Annotated in this window: 15 protein-coding genes and 1 tRNA gene; 7 read left to right on the top strand and 9 right to left on the bottom strand. The window is 35.9% G+C overall.

What is annotated here, in order from left to right; translation table 11 throughout:
- Both N0B29_RS12680 and N0B29_RS12675 read left to right on the top strand, forming a co-directional pair.
- Positions 1–593: c-type cytochrome (locus tag N0B29_RS12680; protein ID WP_263834091.1), on the top strand; the 593-nt coding region annotated here is incomplete at its 5' end.
- 66 nt (positions 594–659) lie between these two features.
- Positions 660–1,064 carry a hypothetical protein gene (locus N0B29_RS12675; protein ID WP_263834090.1) on the top strand — a complete coding sequence of 135 codons (405 nt, stop codon included), beginning with the start codon at positions 660–662 and terminating at the stop codon, positions 1,062–1,064.
- A 51-nt stretch (positions 1,065–1,115) separates the two neighbouring features.
- On the opposite strand, the gene accA is transcribed toward N0B29_RS12675, so the two are convergent.
- The 5 genes from accA to gpmI form a co-directional block, all read right to left on the bottom strand.
- Positions 1,116–2,054, bottom strand: coding sequence for an acetyl-CoA carboxylase carboxyl transferase subunit alpha (accA, locus tag N0B29_RS12670; protein ID WP_263834089.1), 939 nt, complete (start codon positions 2,052–2,054; stop codon positions 1,116–1,118).
- Positions 2,055–2,063: 9 nt separating this feature from the next.
- On the bottom strand, positions 2,064–3,272 hold the full coding sequence (locus tag N0B29_RS12665; RefSeq protein WP_263834088.1) for a beta-ketoacyl-ACP synthase II: 1,209 nt from the start codon (positions 3,270–3,272) through the stop codon (positions 2,064–2,066).
- Between the two features lie 72 nt (positions 3,273–3,344).
- Positions 3,345–3,575, bottom strand: coding sequence for an acyl carrier protein (gene acpP, locus N0B29_RS12660; protein ID WP_025345613.1), 231 nt, complete (start codon positions 3,573–3,575; stop codon positions 3,345–3,347).
- A gap of 78 nt (positions 3,576–3,653) precedes the next feature.
- On the bottom strand, positions 3,654–4,397 hold the full coding sequence (gene fabG, locus N0B29_RS12655) for a 3-oxoacyl-ACP reductase FabG (RefSeq protein WP_263834087.1): 744 nt from the start codon (positions 4,395–4,397) through the stop codon (positions 3,654–3,656).
- Between the two features lie 48 nt (positions 4,398–4,445).
- Positions 4,446–5,945: a 2,3-bisphosphoglycerate-independent phosphoglycerate mutase gene (gpmI, locus tag N0B29_RS12650; protein ID WP_263834086.1), complete on the bottom strand. Its 1,500-nt coding sequence runs from the start codon at positions 5,943–5,945 to the stop codon at positions 4,446–4,448.
- A 90-nt stretch (positions 5,946–6,035) separates the two neighbouring features.
- Between gpmI and mraY the strand changes: the two genes are divergently transcribed.
- The 3 genes from mraY (at position 6,036) to N0B29_RS12635 (ending at position 8,418) form a co-directional block, all read left to right on the top strand.
- Positions 6,036–7,100: a phospho-N-acetylmuramoyl-pentapeptide-transferase gene (gene mraY, locus N0B29_RS12645; protein ID WP_263834085.1), complete on the top strand. Its 1,065-nt coding sequence runs from the start codon at positions 6,036–6,038 to the stop codon at positions 7,098–7,100.
- On the top strand, positions 7,097–8,290 hold the full coding sequence (gene murD, locus N0B29_RS12640) for a UDP-N-acetylmuramoyl-L-alanine--D-glutamate ligase (protein ID WP_263834094.1): 1,194 nt from the start codon (positions 7,097–7,099) through the stop codon (positions 8,288–8,290). The genes mraY and murD overlap by 4 nt, the downstream gene beginning before the upstream one ends.
- Positions 8,291–8,342: 52 nt before the next feature.
- Positions 8,343–8,418: transfer RNA gene (locus tag N0B29_RS12635), tRNA-Phe, on the top strand.
- 607 nt (positions 8,419–9,025) lie between these two features.
- Here the strand turns inward: N0B29_RS12635 and N0B29_RS12630 are convergent.
- On the bottom strand, positions 9,026–9,214 hold the full coding sequence (locus N0B29_RS12630) for a hypothetical protein (protein ID WP_263834084.1): 189 nt from the start codon (positions 9,212–9,214) through the stop codon (positions 9,026–9,028).
- A 297-nt stretch (positions 9,215–9,511) separates the two neighbouring features.
- Here N0B29_RS12630 and N0B29_RS12625 point away from each other — a divergent pair, with 297 nt between their 5' ends.
- Positions 9,512–10,612 (top strand): glycosyltransferase, encoded by a 1,101-nt coding sequence (locus N0B29_RS12625; RefSeq protein ID WP_263834083.1) that lies wholly within the window; start codon positions 9,512–9,514, stop codon positions 10,610–10,612.
- The gene (locus tag N0B29_RS12620) at positions 10,609–11,916 is read left to right on the top strand and encodes an exopolysaccharide biosynthesis polyprenyl glycosylphosphotransferase (protein WP_263834082.1); all 1,308 of its coding nucleotides are present in this window, start codon (positions 10,609–10,611) and stop codon (positions 11,914–11,916) included. The genes N0B29_RS12625 and N0B29_RS12620 overlap by 4 nt, the downstream gene beginning before the upstream one ends.
- 179 nt (positions 11,917–12,095) lie before the next feature.
- Here the strand turns inward: N0B29_RS12620 and N0B29_RS12615 are convergent, their stop codons facing one another.
- From N0B29_RS12615 to asnB, 3 genes are read right to left on the bottom strand one after another with little or no spacing between them, the layout of a single operon-like run.
- Positions 12,096–13,139 (bottom strand): glycosyltransferase family 4 protein, encoded by a 1,044-nt coding sequence (locus N0B29_RS12615; RefSeq protein WP_263834081.1) that lies wholly within the window; start codon positions 13,137–13,139, stop codon positions 12,096–12,098.
- Positions 13,139–14,344, bottom strand: a complete 1,206-nt coding sequence (locus tag N0B29_RS12610) for a glycosyltransferase (protein ID WP_263834080.1) — start codon at positions 14,342–14,344, stop codon at positions 13,139–13,141. Before N0B29_RS12610 ends, N0B29_RS12615 begins: the two co-directional genes overlap by 1 nt.
- The gene (gene asnB / locus N0B29_RS12605) at positions 14,344–16,221 is read right to left on the bottom strand and encodes an asparagine synthase (glutamine-hydrolyzing) (RefSeq protein ID WP_263834079.1); all 1,878 of its coding nucleotides are present in this window, start codon (positions 16,219–16,221) and stop codon (positions 14,344–14,346) included. The genes N0B29_RS12610 and asnB overlap by 1 nt, the downstream gene beginning before the upstream one ends.
- Position 16,222: the final 1 nt, after the last annotated feature.

The following is a 16,222-nucleotide window of genomic DNA, read 5'->3' as shown; positions in this document are numbered from 1 at the left end:
CACCAGATCTTAGCACAGCCGGTGCGATCTATGATAAAAATTTCCTTGCAGCACTTATTAAAGATCCAACCAAAGCGCTTAAAGTAGAGCATAAGTTTAATGAAACTCGTCCGCATCCAATGATTCAGTTCTTTGGTTTGGGTGGCGATCTTGATCAAGAAGTAGCGGATATTGTGGCATACCTTCAATCTATTGCACCTGCAACATTGGATGATAAAAAAGTCTATACGGATGCGTGTCAGCGATGTCATGATATGAAGTATGACAAACTTATGAGTAGTACAGACAAAGATGCTTTAAAAGGTTATATGGGAACCGTACCACCTGATCTTTCTATTATGATCCGTGCTAAAGGAAATGAGTATCTTACGACCTTTATCAACAATCCACAAAAACAACTTGCTGGTACTTCTATGCCGCGTGTTGGACTAAGCGAAAAAGCACAAAATCAAGTTATCGCTTATATGGAAAAAGTGGGTGATAGAAAGAAAGCTGAAAGAGAAGATCTTGGGTATAAACTTCTTGCTTATATGGCTATTTTCACGCTCCTTGCGTTTGCGTGGAAGGTTAAAATCTGGAAAGAAGTTCACTAAAAAATTCTTACATGTAGCACCCCCGATTAAGAAGAGGGGTGCATTTTTAAATAAAGGGAGGATACAATGAAAAGATTTATGTTAATTTTAGCTTCACTTGGTTTTATTAGTTTTCTAAATGCCTCTGAAGTAGAAAAAAATAATGCTATGGTCATGCTCAATATGGAAAATGGTTTGGCGAATATCCAAAAAGGATTTCTCTACAATAACATGAAACTCGTTCAAGACGGTATTGAACAAGTGGAAAATGAAAACAGCACATACGCTAATCACAATACGATTAAAGCTTTTTTGCCAGAAGGTAAAAAGCAGATGGAAAATCTAGCGTTTATTAGCTCTAAGCGTATTGAAAATGCAGCAAAAGAGATGAAATATTATTTGTCGGCACAACAACCAAGAAAAGCATTTAGTGCTTTTTCAGATATTGTTAATGCTTGTACAGATTGTCACACGCTAGTTCGTGGTTGGTAGTTTTTAACTCGCAGAAATAAAAAGTTTTAAAACGCTAAGAGAAATTTTCTCTTAGCGCTCTTCATAAGCCCCAATAGAAATAATTCTCTCATAACGCTTCGCCATACGCTCTTCGTTACTCAGTTTATCAAGCTCTTCAAGTGATTTTAAAAAATAATCTCCAAGTGCTTTCGCGGCACTCTCTTTATCGCGATGCGCACCAATGAGCGGCTCATCAATAATAGCATCAATAAGATTTAGCTGATGTAAGTCTTCAGCCGTAATTTTCATTGCTTTCGTTGCGTTTTCTTGTTTGCTAGGGTCATTCCACAAAATAGCGGCACAACCTTCAGGAGAGATAACAGAAAAGACGGAATAACGCATCATAGCGACGCGATCACTGACACCAATCGCCAAAGCTCCACCACTACCACCTTCTCCGATAACCACAGAGATACTTTTAGTATTAAGCTTGCTTAGTTCAAAGAGGTTTTTAGCAATCGCTTCACTCTGCCCTCGCTCTTCTGCGGCAATTCCAGGATAAGCACCTGGAGTGTCGATTAAGAACAAGATAGGAAGATCAAATTTCTCTGCTATTTTGGCAATTCTAAGTGCCTTACGATACCCTTCAGGATGAGGCATACCAAAATTGCGTTTGATTTTATTTTTTGTACCACGACCTTTTTGCTCACCAACAACAATGACTTTACGCTCACCAATATAGCCGATATACGAAACAATCGCCGCATCATCTGCAAAGTTACGATCGCCATGAATTTCATAGCTATCATGCAAAAGGGCACGAATATAATCGAGCGCATAAGGACGATCGGGATGGCGAGCAAGTTGAAGCTTTTGATATTCACTTAGATTTTTATAGGTTTTAGAAATCTCTTTGGAAAGTGTTTTTTCTAAAATCTCAACAGCATGGCTATCGCCTTTGATTTTGGCATTGGATATATCTTCATCAATCTGCTTAATTCCATTCTCAAAATCTAAATAAGTCGCCACTAGAATTCCTTATACACGCTTAAAGATGACAGAGCCATTCGTTCCGCCGAAACCAAACGAGTTACTCATAGTATATTCTGCTCTACATTTACGTGCCACATTAGGGATGTAATCAAGATCACAATCAGGGTCTGGATTTTCATAATTGATCGTTGGAGGTAAAATCTCATCGCGCATTGCCATCAAACAGACAACTGCTTCAATCGCACCTGCGGCACCCAAACAGTGACCGATTTGACCTTTGATTGAGCTAATTTGAGGAATGTCGGAGCCAAAAACTTCTTTAATCGCTGCCGTTTCATTTTTATCGTTGGCTGGAGTACTTGTTCCATGCGCATTAATATAATCAATTTTAGGGCGACCTGCCATATTGTAAGCCGCTTTCATTGCGCGAAGTGGACCGTCTAGGCTTGGAGAGGTAATGTGACTCGCATCGCCACTCTCACCAAATCCTACAACTTCACCGTAAATATGAGCGCCACGTGCAACGGCATCTTCATAGAGTTCAAGTACAAGAGAACCCGCACCCTCACCCATAATAAATCCATCGCGCTCTGCGTCAAACGGGCGAGAAGCCTTTTTAGGGTCATCATTGCGTGTAGAAAGTGCTTTCATAGCAGAAAAACCACCGATGCCCGCTGCACAAATAGCCGCTTCTGCTCCTACAACGAGCATTTTCTTAGCGCCACCTGTCATGATGGTTTTAGTTGCATCACTAATCGCATGCGTTCCAGCAGCACACGCCGTAACTGATGAAAGATTTGGTCCTTTTAAGCCATACTCAATAGAAACCATACCGCCAAGCATATTGATCAGCGCTGATGGGATAAAGAAAGGAGAAATTTTACGAGGACCTGCGCTGTTCACAATCACAGAGTTTTTTTCAATCACAATAAGACCGCCAATACCTGAAGCCGAGCTAACACCAAATGATTCAGATTCAAAATCTTCAAATTTAGCATCCGCCATCGCTTCTTTAGCAGCTGCAAGACCTAGTTGAATAAAACGGTCCGCTTTTTTAACCTCTTTTGGGTTCATAATGGTATTAGGATCAAAGTCGGTAATTTCGCCAGCAATGGTAACAGAATGTTCAGTTGTGTCAAACGAACTAATGCTTTTAATGCCACATTGACCCTCAACGATAGCTTTAAAAGAACTCTCTTTATCCAAACCTAATGAATTAATCATTCCTATGCCAGTTACAACGACTCTTTTCAAATTTTTATCCTCTTTAGTGATCTTTTGTGGGAAAGGGAGAACCCGCCTAAGCGGGTTTTGTGTGTTATATAATTATTTATGTGCTTCAATGTAAGACATAGCATCTTTGACAGTAACGATTTTCTCAGCGTCAGTGTCTGGGATTTCAATGTCAAATTTCTCTTCAAGAGCCATAACGAGTTCTACAACGTCAAGTGAATCAGCACCCAAATCTTCTACGAATTTTGAATCTTCTTTTACCTCGTCAGGATTTACATTTAATTGTTCAACAACCACCGCTTTTACATCATCAAATAGTGCCATTTACTAGCTCCTTTAAAAAATTTCCACTATTTTATCAAAAAAACCTTTAATTTGAATTTGATACATGCAAAGTTGCCTTTACATGTACATGCCGCCATTTACCTTCAAGACTTCGCCTGTAATGTAACTTGCGCTATCACTGAGTAAAAAAGCAACCGCTTCAGCGATGTCTTTTGGACTTCCAAAACGTTTGAGTGGAATTTTTGAAGTGTAACTTTCTTTGATCTCATCACTGAGTTTGTCGGTCATTTCTGTCGCAATAAAGCCAGGAGTTACGGCATTAAAACGAACATCTCTCGCACTTCCTTCTTGCGCAAAACTCTTTGTCATCGCAATTAAGCCACCTTTGCTTGCACTGTAATTCACTTGCCCTGCATTGCCTGTTTCACCAACAATAGAAGCAATGTTGACAACACAACCAAAGCGCTTTTTGCTCATCGCTTTAAGGGCTTCACGACAACCAACAAAAGCAGACGTAAGATTAATATCAATCACAGAGGTAAAGTCCTCTTTTTTCATGCGGATAGCGAGTTTGTCGTTCGTAATACCTGCGTTATTGACCAAATAAGAGAGTTCTCCATCCGCATCGACGATGGTTTTAATGCCTTCGACAAACGCCTCTTCATCCGCCACATCAAAGCCAATCACCGCAGCTACACCGCCGCCTGCTTCGATTTCTGCTTTAATCGCATCGGCTTGCTCTGGACGTGAGCGATAATTGACCCAAACTTTAAGGCCATAACTTGCCAATGTCAATGCAATCTCTTTACCAATACCACTCGCAGCACCCGTAACTAAAACATTTTTTCCACTAAATTTCATTCTATTTCCTTTATATGTAATTTATTTTTATGCACTAAAATTTGGCTCTTACAAACCAGAAAATTCGACTAAGGGTTTATCCATTTCGCTTGGAATTGAAAGTCCCATCAGTTTCAAAACAGTTGGGGCGATGTTGTTAAGTCCCCCTTTTTGAACACTCTTGACACGTTCATCCATCACAAAACCATACACCTCAAACGTTGTGTGATTGGTGAGTCTATCTCCTTCCTCATCAAACATCTGCTCGCAATTGCCATGATCACTTGTCAGCACGATGGCATAGCCTAATTCTTTTGCTTTTGCAAACAACCTTCCAAGCTGCTCATCCACCGCTTCTACTGCACTCATGGCAGCTTCTAAACTTCCTGTGTGCCCTACCATATCGCCATTGGCAAAGTTGACCACGATAAAATCATACTGCTCATCCATTGCCAATAAAACGGCGTCTCCTACTTCAGGAGCGCTCATTTGAGGCTGAAGATCATAGGTTTTGACTTTAGGGCTTGGGATAAGGAGTCTTGTTTCATTTATTTTTGGCTCTTCAATGCCACCGTTAAAAAAGAAAGTAACATGCGCGTACTTCTCCGTCTCTGCGGTATGAAACTGGGTAAGACCAGAACGTGAAATGACATCACAGAGTGTATTTTGTGGCGCATCGGCTTGAAACATAATGGGGAATGGATAACTGCTGTCATACTCCGTCATCGTAATGCACTCAACTCCATTGAGCGTGCGTGAAAATTCATTAAACTCTTTAAATCCAATCGCACGGGAAAGCTCTCGCATACGATCATTTCTAAAATTGGCGAAAATGACACCATCATCAGCATGCATACCTACATAAGGTTCAAATGCCATTGGCTCAACAAATTCATCGGTAATGCCTTGATCATACATGCTTTGCAAGTATTCTTTTACATGTAAAGAAGATTTTGGCTTTGCATCGACCATAACGCGATACCCTTCTTTCACTCTCTCCCAACGATTGTCACGATCCATGCTAAAGAAACGCCCAGAAATAGAAGCGATGCTAATGTTTTCATTGCAAATGCTTAAAAGTTGCTCTAAAAAAGTAATGCCCGAAGTTGGCGATACATCGCGTCCATCGGTAATCACATGCAAATAAACGTGTTTACCTTGAGCTTCAACGATACGCGCAAGGTCAATGATATGGTCAATATGCGAATGCACCCCACCATCGCTCACAAGCCCTATTATATGGATTGCGCCCTTTACATGTAAAAGCTGAGTTAACGCTGGATTGGTAGATAGTGAGCCGTCTTTTGCCGCTAAAGAGATTTTGACCAAGTTTTGGTACAAAATACGCCCACTTCCAATGCACATGTGCCCGACTTCACTGTTGCCCATCTGGCCTTCAGGAAGACCGACACTAAGCCCTGAGGTTGCTATAAGATTGTAAGGAACCTCTTTAAAAAGCTTATCGTAGGTCGGTTTATGTGCCATGGCAAAGGCATTGGCGGTTTGACTCGCATTATGACCGATACCATCGGTAATAATAAGTAATGTTTTCGTAACGTTTGGTTTCAAAATCATACCCTTTGTTATAAGCTTATAAGCAATATCTTACTAAAATGTTGCTTTTATAAAAATTTATCCTTAAAGCTGGAAATAACATTAATGCTATACGCTCTTTACAAACTTACCTCAATTAATCTTTTTCAATACATCACCGTACGTGCGGGGGTTGCCTTCTTTTTAGCCTTTATTTTAACCATTTATCTGATGCCAAAATTCATCAAATGGGCAAAATCACGCAATGCCAACCAGCCTATCTATTCATTAGCTCCTCAAACACATCAGCAAAAGTCTAAAACCCCAACGATGGGTGGTATTGTCTTTTTATGTGCCGCGACTCTTTCTATCTTAATGTGTGCTCGTATGAACAACCATTTTGTACTTTCAGCCCTGCTTTGTATTTTACTCTTTGGGTTGATCGGTATGAAGGACGATCTCTCTAAAATTTTAGGCAAAAGCAACACGGCAGGGCTTACACCTCGCGGTAAATTACTCCTTCAAATCCTAGCTTCTTCGATTGTTGCGCTCTTTTTATACATCATAGTCGACCTTGATACAACCTTTTTTGTTCCCTTTTACAAATATCCACTCTTTGATATGCATCTTCTCGCTCTTGGTTTTTGGATCCTTGTCATGATCTCCGCCAGTAACGCGGTTAACCTAACCGATGGGCTCGATGGTCTTGCGACTGTTCCTTCCATTTTATCTATTTTATCGCTTGCCGTATTTGTCTATGTGGGTGGTAATGCCTTTTTAAGCAGCTATCTTTTGCTTCCAAAAGTAGGCGGTAGTGGCGAGGTAGTGGTCGTTGCAACAGCGGTCATGGGCTCATTGGTAGGCTTTTTATGGTTTAACTGCTACCCAGCGGAAATCTTCATGGGTGATAGTGGAAGCCTTAGTATTGGCGCATTTATCGGCTATATGGCGATTATCTCTAAGAATGAGATTTTACTTCTTTTAATTGGTTTTGTATTTGTACTTGAAACGGTTTCGGTTATTTTACAAGTGGGAAGTTTTAAAACGCGTAAAAAACGTATCTTCCTTATGGCGCCGATCCACCATCACTTTGAGGTGAAGGGTTGGCCAGAAAACAAGATTATCGTGAGATTTTGGATTATTGCTCTCATGTCAAATCTTTTAGCACTTACAGCATTGAAACTCAGATGATAACACTTTTTGGACACGGAAAAACAACCAAAGCGATAGCAAAACGCTTCGCAGGACAATGTCAAATTTTTGACGATGGCTTTACATGTAAAGAGACAGATGCATTTGGCAACCTCTTATTGCCTCCCTCAGAGTTTGATCCAACGACAAGTGATGTAGAGATCCCAAGCCCAGGCTTTCCCGCACATCATCCTTTGATTCAAAAAGCACGCAATGTGGTCAGCGAATATGACTTCTTTAAAGAACAGATGCCTTTTAGCATTTGGATCAGCGGAACCAATGGTAAAACCACCACCACACAAATGTGTGAGTTTCTTTTGCAAAAGCAAGGAGCACTTGCGGGTGGCAACATCGGTACACCCTTAGCAGAACTCAGTGAAAAAGCACCCATTTGGATATTAGAGACCAGCTCTTTTACCTTTCACTACACGAAAGTAACAGCTCCAGACATTTACCTGCTTCTTCCCATTAAACCAGACCATTTAACATGGCATGGAACTATGGAAGCATACATCGAGGCAAAACTTTCACCGCTTTCACGTATGCGTGAAGGTAGTGTTGCAATTTTGCCAAAAGCGTTTGCAAACACTCAAACCTTAGCCCATGTGATCGCGTATGACAATGAAGAAGACTTGGCAGCACAAATGAACATAGACATCACAAAAGTAAGCTTTAAAACGCCGTTTTTGCTCGATGCCGTTCTTGCCATGAGTGCACAAAAAGTTCTTTTAGACACCGTCGATTATGATCTGCTTAATACCTTTAAAATTGATCACTACAAAATCGAAGAATTTCGCGATAAACAAGGTCGCCTTTGGGTCGATGACTCAAAAGGAACCAATGTTGATGCGACAATAGAAGCACTTAAACGCTATAAAAACGATGAAATTCTCATTGTCTTAGGTGGCGATGACAAAGGCGTTGATCTTCAAGAGCTTTTTGATTTTATGAAACCTTTACATGTAACTATTTTTGCCATTGGCACAAACACCGAAAGACTAGCCTCTTTTGCTGCAAAAGATGGTATCAAACTTCACAAATGTTTTGTGATCGAAGAGGCGATGAAACAAATTCATGCCGTTCATAACCTCAAAACAGTCGCCCTTCTTTCACCTGCGGCTGCAAGTTTAGACCAGTTCAAATCGTACGCTCATAGAGGAGATCGCTTTAAAGAGTTAGCACTCGCTTAGACATAAGCTAGTATTAAAGTTTTTTTTGTATAATTTCAGCTCTTCAAAGAGTGGCTGGATAGCTCAGTCGGTAGAGCAGGAGACTGAAAATCTCCGTGTCGGCGGTTCGATTCCGTCTCCAGCCACCACCGCGATAAAATCGAAACTTTAAAATCAATTCTAATACTAATCAACTTAAAATACTCTCAATATATCTTATACCTTTGGGTACGTGCTATGGTACTATGTACCATAGCACGTAAATGACATGTAAAAAATGTACCAAACTAAACTAAATAACATAAAACATATATTTTGTTTAAAAATGTGTAGCGTTTTAATGATAAAAGACTAAAGTTTTCTAATGGTGTTTCCTTTTTTCTTCAAATACGATAATGCAAGGTTTATCCATTGTTTTTTTGCTTCTTTATATTCGCAGAAGTACTAAGAAAACACTAATATTTTTAAATTTTTACCCTTGATCAAACCTTGACGTTTTAAACTGTTGTATTTGCCGTTCACTATTGTATTCGCTTCTCTTTGTTAAGTCTCTATATATCGTGCTTTTATCATTTATTTTTGAATTTTATAGTAGAATTTTTCATTATAATTATTTGAATATTAGGGTTATGTTTTTGCCAAAAGTGTCACTTTGACTATTTGTATTATGGTATTACTCTTGCAAAGATCCAAAAGGATAAAGCCGAAAAAACAAAGAGCTAAAAGAGATTTGACGATAACATGAACGATCTTCTACTAATATGAAGCACTTTTGAAAATTCGGTTATGTTTCGCTTTTACATGTAAAGATAAACTCTCTTTGACTCGTTGCACATTTAGGGTGTGTTCATCTTTCTTTTGAATACCTCTAAGTTTTCCACCATTTTTTATCTCTCTTTCACTTTGTTGAGGTGCAATGGCTTCGATACATTTCCCGAAAAACATACATATAAGCCACCTAAAGTCTTTTTGAGTGTTTCCCGATAAGTGTATAATCCATCCCTTCAAAACATCGCAGAAAATGACTTTTAACTCAAAAAAGGTACAATCACAGATAACACCTATGTAAGAAAAGCAGGTTGACACAAAAATGATAAGATGGTTATCAAAGCTCAAAATATACTCAAAAGTTTAGCACTTCGGCTGACAAAAAAGATATAATGAGAAATTAAATCTGACTTCGCAGAATTAGTATTGTATCTACAAATGGGGGATCATTCCAGATGTTATTGAGAGGCTCAAATGAAAAAAGCATTAGTGATTGATTGGTTAGATAAATATGCTGGGTCAGAAAGAACTATTAAAAGTTTGGAATCTACTTTTGATTTTGACAAATGCTATACATTAGTAAATATTATGTGGAAGGAGGATTTAAAACTTATTTTTAAGGATAAAAATATTGCAATAGAAAATACTTGTTTACAATATTTTGGAAAATATTTTAGATATTTTTTGATTTTCTTCCCTTATTTTACTAGAAAAATTAAAATTGACAAGGATATAAATTTACTTATTAGCTCATCTCATGCTGTTTCGAAGGCAGTTTTGGCCCCTCATTGTCTCCATATTTCATATTTCCAAGCTAGGAATCTCAAGTATATCTGGGAAGAACAAGATTTATATTTCAAAGGGATAAAAAGCATCTTCAAAGTCTTTATCCCTTATTTGCAAAAATTTGATCTTGATGGTGCCACAAGACCAAACTACATCATTGCTAATTCTCATTTTGTACAAGATTGGGTATATAAAATCTACAAACGAGATTCTGAAGTTATTTATCCCCCTGTGGATGTCACTGATTTTCTTTTGTCTTTTGATCGATTGGATTATTATGTTACCGTCGGAAGATTAGAACAATATAAGAGATTTGATATTATTGTTGAAGCTTTTTCTGCAACTGGAAAAAGATTAATCGTAATAGGGGATGGTAGTCAAAAACACCCTTTACAAACCATTGCATCTGGCAATGTTGAGTTCATCGGTTTTTTACCAAAAGCAGATGTTATTAACTACGTTTCAAAAGCCAAGGCTTTTGTTTTTGCAGGAGTTGAAGATTTTGGGATTGCTGCTGTTGAAGCACAAGCGTGTGGTACACCTGTCATTTGTCTTGGACAAGGCGGTACAAAAGAAACGGTAATTGATGGCATTACGGGAGTTCATTTTAAGAACCAAACAGTCAAAGATTTGATTGAAGCCATAGAATATTTCGAACAAAATCACAATCAATTTGATCCACATACAATACGAAAAAATGCTTTACGCTTTAGTAAAGAACGATTTGAGAAAGAGATTAATAAGTTTGTGAATAAAAAACTGCAACTGCATGGTTTTATTAACAAATGAAAAAAATTTTCAATTTTTCAATTTTATTTTTGATGGATGTGGTGACACTGATGATAGCCATCTATATAGCTTACATACTGAGACAACATTGTGTATGTTTTGAAAATGATGTACCTGAAATTACTTTATTCTCAGTGTATGGCTTAACGTATCCCATCGTACTTAGTTCTTTAATCATTTCAGGCGTCTATACAAAAAGATACGATTTCTGGCAAGATACCTACCATGTAATACGCAGCAGTATCTTATCAACTATCATCATCTTAGCGATGCTCGCAATCATGCAAGAAGCAAAACAATATTCCCGATTTATTCTAATAGTAACTTTAATGCTTTTCATATTCTTGGCACCATTACAAAAATACTTGACAAAACAGTTTCTTTTTAAAATTGGGTCGTGGAAGTTGCCTTCGCAGCTTTTGGGAGAAGATCTCTTCTTCCAAGAACATGTTTATAGCAACCGCTATTTAGGGTATGTTGCTTGTAAAACAAATAAAGCACAAACTTTATTTGTTTCATCTTCACTAGGATCGGAACGATTAGAGGAGATCATTTATGATGCATTGATTGAAAAACAAGAGGTGATTTTTATCCCTCTCGTCAAAAATTTTGATTTTTCCGATGCTCGTATTATTCATTTGTACAATGCAAGGACCAATCTAATCGTTGTTGAAAATAATTTGATGGATAAAGTAAATCTATCAATCAAATGGATAGTCGATTATACATTTGCATTGATTTTATTACCATTTATGCTAATTGCTATCGGCATCATCAGTATCGCGATCAAGCTAGATGATGGTAGCCCCATCTTTTTTTCACAAAAACGCATAGGACGACATGCTAGTGAATTTTACTGTTTTAAATTTAGGACAATGAAAATGGATGCTGATGAGTTACTCAAACACTATCTCGAAGCTCATCCAGAAGAAAAAGCATACTACAATATCTACCATAAGTATCAAAATGATCCTAGAGTCACAAAAATAGGCAAATTTTTGAGAAAAACCTCATTGGATGAATTGCCACAGATTCTCAATGTTTTGAAAGGGGAGATGAGCCTGATTGGGCCAAGACCATATATGCCTTCTGAAAAAGTAAAAATAGGACAAAATATTGATTTGATTTTAGCAGTCAAACCAGGTATTACAGGTCTATGGCAAGTCAGTGGCAGAAATGAAATCGATTTTAAAAGTCGTATAGATATGGATGTGTGGTATGTCCGAAATTGGAATATTTGGAGAGATATCGTTATTTTAATTAAAACGGTGCAAGTAGTCTTGGCAAGAAGAGGAGCAATATAATTTAATCAGAACATCATATTCTCTAAATGAAATTGTTAGGAGTCAAAAGAATAATTGTTGTGTAGGAGCACATACGGCTCATTGTACCAATCCACAAGATAAAATCTGGTTATTGTTGTTATGCCTTAATTATCCAATGCCTCATGGGATATGATGATTTGTAAGCAATCATCCACATATCAGAAATTATAAATTTCTTTATGGTCTAACTTCTTTAAAACTTCCAAATATTCCTTAGCCGATTTATCCCAGGTAAACATTTTTGCTCTTTCTAGTCCTTTTTTTATCATCTCTTGCTGCATATTTTCATCGTTCAAGACGGATTCTATTTTATTTTTTATATCATTTATATCATAAGGATCACAGTAGACTACTGCGTCACCGCCCACTTCAGGCAAAGAACTTGTGCCACTGCACACTACTGACGTACCACATGCCATGGCTTCAAGCACAGGAAATCCAAAGCTCTCATGATAAGATGGGAAAATAAACAACTTTGCTTTTTGATATATTTCTACAAGTTTTTCTTGAGGCAAATAGTCCACTATCTCTATCTTTGAATTTTTTTTTGCATGTTCTAATAACTGTTTTTTTTCTTTATTTATCTCAAAATTTGAAGAAATTGGCATTATCATTTTTAAGTAATACTTTTTAGAATTTAATTTATCAAATGCTTTAATCACAAATGAAAAGTTTTTGGTATCATTGAGGGAGCCTACATATAGTATATAGTCCTCTTTTTGTATTGAAGGTTCAAAGGTAAATATCTCATTTTTACCATGATATATAAAATCTATCTTATCTTGAACAAATGGATATTCTCTTATAATACGCTCATAGCTAAACTTTGAAATAGTCAATACGTGTTCTGCCCTTTGCAATACCCTAGGTATCACAAACTCATAATACCTTCTAAATGCTTTAGAATACATCTGTGAAAAATCTTTATAAGATAAATCATGCAAGGTTACAATAAGCTTAACTTTTTTCGACAAATAGAACGGTGCGATATTTGATGGACAAAATAATAAATCGTATTTAATTGCTTTTAGAGGTAATACCACATGTTCCCAAAAGTGTGTATAATATTTATTTTGATACTTCGGTATTGCCACGTAAATATCAGCTATACTTTTTAACTTCTCTATCAAATTTATAGCATGATTTTCTACCCCGGTTATTTTAGAATGAGTTAAAACTCTTCCGTCAATTAAGATTTTCATTATAATTTTTGATAACTATCTATAAGAATATTTTCCTGATTTCCCCAAGATAATTTCTGTTTCGCTTTTTTAATATTTTCCAAGAAAGAAACATTTTTTATTTCTAATAAACTCTGATTTAAACCATCTGCTATACTTTTTGGTGATTCAAAAGATATAAAATATCCAATGTTTAATTTTTTTAATATTTTAGAAGCAGTCACTAATTTTTCATTTGCAACTATAGGAACTTCTGCAGTTATAAATTCAAACATTTTATTAGGTGTACAATACTTTGTATTTAAATCTATGTCTGGATAGGGAATAACTCCTATAGTTGCTCCTGCTGTATAGTTTAATAATTCTTTTTGTGTCACTCTATCCATGAAATAAACTTTTTTATGAATAATATTGAGTTTTTTTGCAATTTTTTTAAGTTTGTCTTCTAAAAATGAATATCCAAGCATCACTAAAATATTATTTTCTTCTAGATATTGTGCACTCTGAACTAATATTTCTAAGTTTCTATCCTCTAAAAAACCACCTTGGTATAGAATAATATTTTTACTTTCGTGTATACCTAGCTTTTTATAAAGATTTACAGATGATATCTGTTCATTTTCCTCTATAGAGTTGAGTAGCACTTGAGGAGGTGCAATTCCATATTCATTTACAAATAAATTTGCTATATCTTCATTGACGGTAAAAAATAAATCTACATCATAAATTAATTTTTTTTCTAAATTTTGAAAAAATTGTTTTCTATTGCCTTGTAAGGCAATCTGTCCTGTAAAAAATTCATGCGAGTCATAAACCAATTTTGAACCATTTTGCTTTGCTGCATAATGGGCTATGAGTAATGCCGGCAAATCGTGGGCAACATATATATCATATTTTTTTTCTAATGATTTTACTTTTAATTCCTCTTCATAATCTATAAAATCATTTTTTGCAACTTTAAAATACAACTCTTTGATTTTTACATACATTTTTTGAGGTAAAAGTATTCTAAGTGTTTTTTTGAAAAAAGATAACCCATTTTTTACACTTAATTGCTGCATTATAGGAATATATTTTATACCTACATTTGCAAAATCACTATTCGCATCACCAAAGGGATAAATTATACTTACATCATAACCATTTTTTATCAAAGTTTTTGCTTGCAATAATATTCTTCTATCAATATGTGGAGCATCATGAGTTATCATACATACTTGTTTCATCAATCTATAAACCTCCTGTGCCATACTTCTAAATTTATAACTCCCCATAAAGAACGATTGAATTTGCTACTACCATCAATTAGTTTTAGTAACTCATCTTTTTCATACAGACCTCTTTCTAGAGTTCTTTTATCTGAAAGTAAATCTTTTACCCACTCATTAAGAGAAGTTTTAAACCAAAGATTCGTAGGTGTTGGAAAGCCTTTTTTATCTTTTCTATCCAAAATACTATTTGGAATTGTATTTTTAAATATTTTTTTAAGTAAATATTTATTTATCCCATCTTTAAACTTTATATGTGCAGGTATTGTAGCTGCAAACTCTATAATTCTATGATCAAGTAAAGGTAATCTGGATTCTAAAGCATTAGCCATACTTGTTCTATCTTCCACATGTAGAAGCGAAGGTAAAAATGTTTTTGTATCGAAATAGCTCATTTTGTTTGCAATAGAAGTGTCATATTTGGAAAATATTTTATTAAACTTTCCAAATGAATCATACTCAGTATTTAAAAACTCTTTCGAAAAGATAGATTCATTTGAAGAAAATCTATCACTTAGCCTAAAATATCTTCTTGCATCTTCGTCAAATAGCCCTTTTGCAAATAAATCTTGCATCATAGGTTGGTAGCCATTCATTTGAAATAGATTTGGAGTCATTGCATTGAGTATATTTTGATAGAATTCTCCACTTTCTTCTATATTTCTTTTTAGCATTTTTTCATAATATGCTATTAGGTATCTAGTATAACCTAAAAATGTCTCATCACCACCTTGCCCACCAAGTACTACTTTTACTTTTTGACTTGCATATTTTGCTACCATATATTGAGAAAAAACCCCAGGACCAGCTTGTGGTTCATCCATATACCAGATAATATCTTCAATGCTATCTAAGAAATCACTATCTTTTATCACTATTTCATTGTAGTTACTTTTGATTTTTTGAGCTACTTCAATAGCATATTTAGTCTCGTCATAATCCAAACCTTCTACAAATTTTCCTGTAAAAGTCTCTAGCTTCAAACTATCACCAAGATGTAAAGCATTTAGTGCTGCAACAGCTGAAGAATCTATTCCTCCACTTAAGTGACTTCCAAGAGGAACATCAGCTCTTAGTCTTAGATTTATGGAATCATCTATCAAATATCTTAATTTATCAATATAATAATCTTCACTATGTTCTTCTACATTTTTTGTATAGACTACATCCCAATACTCTTTTACTTTTAAATTCATAGATGCTTCATCTAGAATAAAACAATGTCCTGGCTTTAGCTTGATGATATTTTCAAATAAAGTGTTATTGTCAAGATAGTATTGAAATGTAAGATATTCATGTAAGCTTTCATTATTCAGTGTTGCTTTTACTATACCTGAAGCTAATATGGCTTTTATTTCAGAAGCGAATACAAACTCCTTTTTATTATAAAAATAATAAAAAGGTTTTTCTCCAAGCCTATCCCTAGCACCAAAAAGTATATGTTTGCTTTTATCATGTATCACAAAAGCAAACATACCATTTAATCTATCAAGACACTTTTCTCCCCATTGTTTATAAGCATATATTAATACTTCTGTATCACTATAGCTTTTTATAGGGTAGCCTAGGCTTATGAGCTCTCTTCTTAACTCCAGAAAATTATAAATTGCACCATTAAAAGTAATAATTAACTGTTCATCTAAGCTCTTCATTGGCTGATGTCCATTTTCCGGATCTATGATCGCAAGCCTTTTATGTGCTAAGCACAAGCTTTTATCATTTGAATAGTAAAACCCTTCTCCATCAGGTCCTCTATGAGCTATCGTATTTACCATTGCTCCTATAATATTTTTATCAATTTTTTTCTTGGACTTCCACCCTATTATTCCGCACATC

Source organism: Sulfurospirillum oryzae, assembly GCF_025770725.1.
GTDB lineage: Bacteria > Campylobacterota > Campylobacteria > Campylobacterales > Sulfurospirillaceae > Sulfurospirillum > Sulfurospirillum oryzae.
This window is presented reverse-complemented; position numbering and strand designations above follow the sequence as displayed.

What these genes read in the sequence shown, in the direction of transcription:
- N0B29_RS12630 (WP_263834084.1), bottom strand. Translation starts at nt 9,214, where the DNA reads ATGTTTTTCGGGAAATGTATCGAAGCCATTGCACCTCAACAAAGTGAA.
- asnB (WP_263834079.1), bottom strand. Translation starts at nt 16,221, where the DNA reads ATGTGCGGAATAATAGGGTGGAAGTCCAAGAAAAAAATTGATAAAAAT.
- N0B29_RS12615 (WP_263834081.1), bottom strand. Translation starts at nt 13,139, where the DNA reads ATGAAAATCTTAATTGACGGAAGAGTTTTAACTCATTCTAAAATAACC.
- N0B29_RS12610 (WP_263834080.1), bottom strand. Translation starts at nt 14,344, where the DNA reads ATGAAACAAGTATGTATGATAACTCATGATGCTCCACATATTGATAGA.
- murD (WP_263834094.1), top strand. Translation starts at nt 7,097, where the DNA reads ATGATAACACTTTTTGGACACGGAAAAACAACCAAAGCGATAGCAAAA.
- N0B29_RS12620 (WP_263834082.1), top strand. Translation starts at nt 10,609, where the DNA reads ATGAAAAAAATTTTCAATTTTTCAATTTTATTTTTGATGGATGTGGTG.
- fabG (WP_263834087.1), bottom strand. Translation starts at nt 4,397, where the DNA reads ATGAAATTTAGTGGAAAAAATGTTTTAGTTACGGGTGCTGCGAGTGGT.
- N0B29_RS12675 (WP_263834090.1), top strand. Translation starts at nt 660, where the DNA reads ATGAAAAGATTTATGTTAATTTTAGCTTCACTTGGTTTTATTAGTTTT.
- acpP (WP_025345613.1), bottom strand. Translation starts at nt 3,575, where the DNA reads ATGGCACTATTTGATGATGTAAAAGCGGTGGTTGTTGAACAATTAAAT.
- N0B29_RS12625 (WP_263834083.1), top strand. Translation starts at nt 9,512, where the DNA reads ATGAAAAAAGCATTAGTGATTGATTGGTTAGATAAATATGCTGGGTCA.
- mraY (WP_263834085.1), top strand. Translation starts at nt 6,036, where the DNA reads ATGCTATACGCTCTTTACAAACTTACCTCAATTAATCTTTTTCAATAC.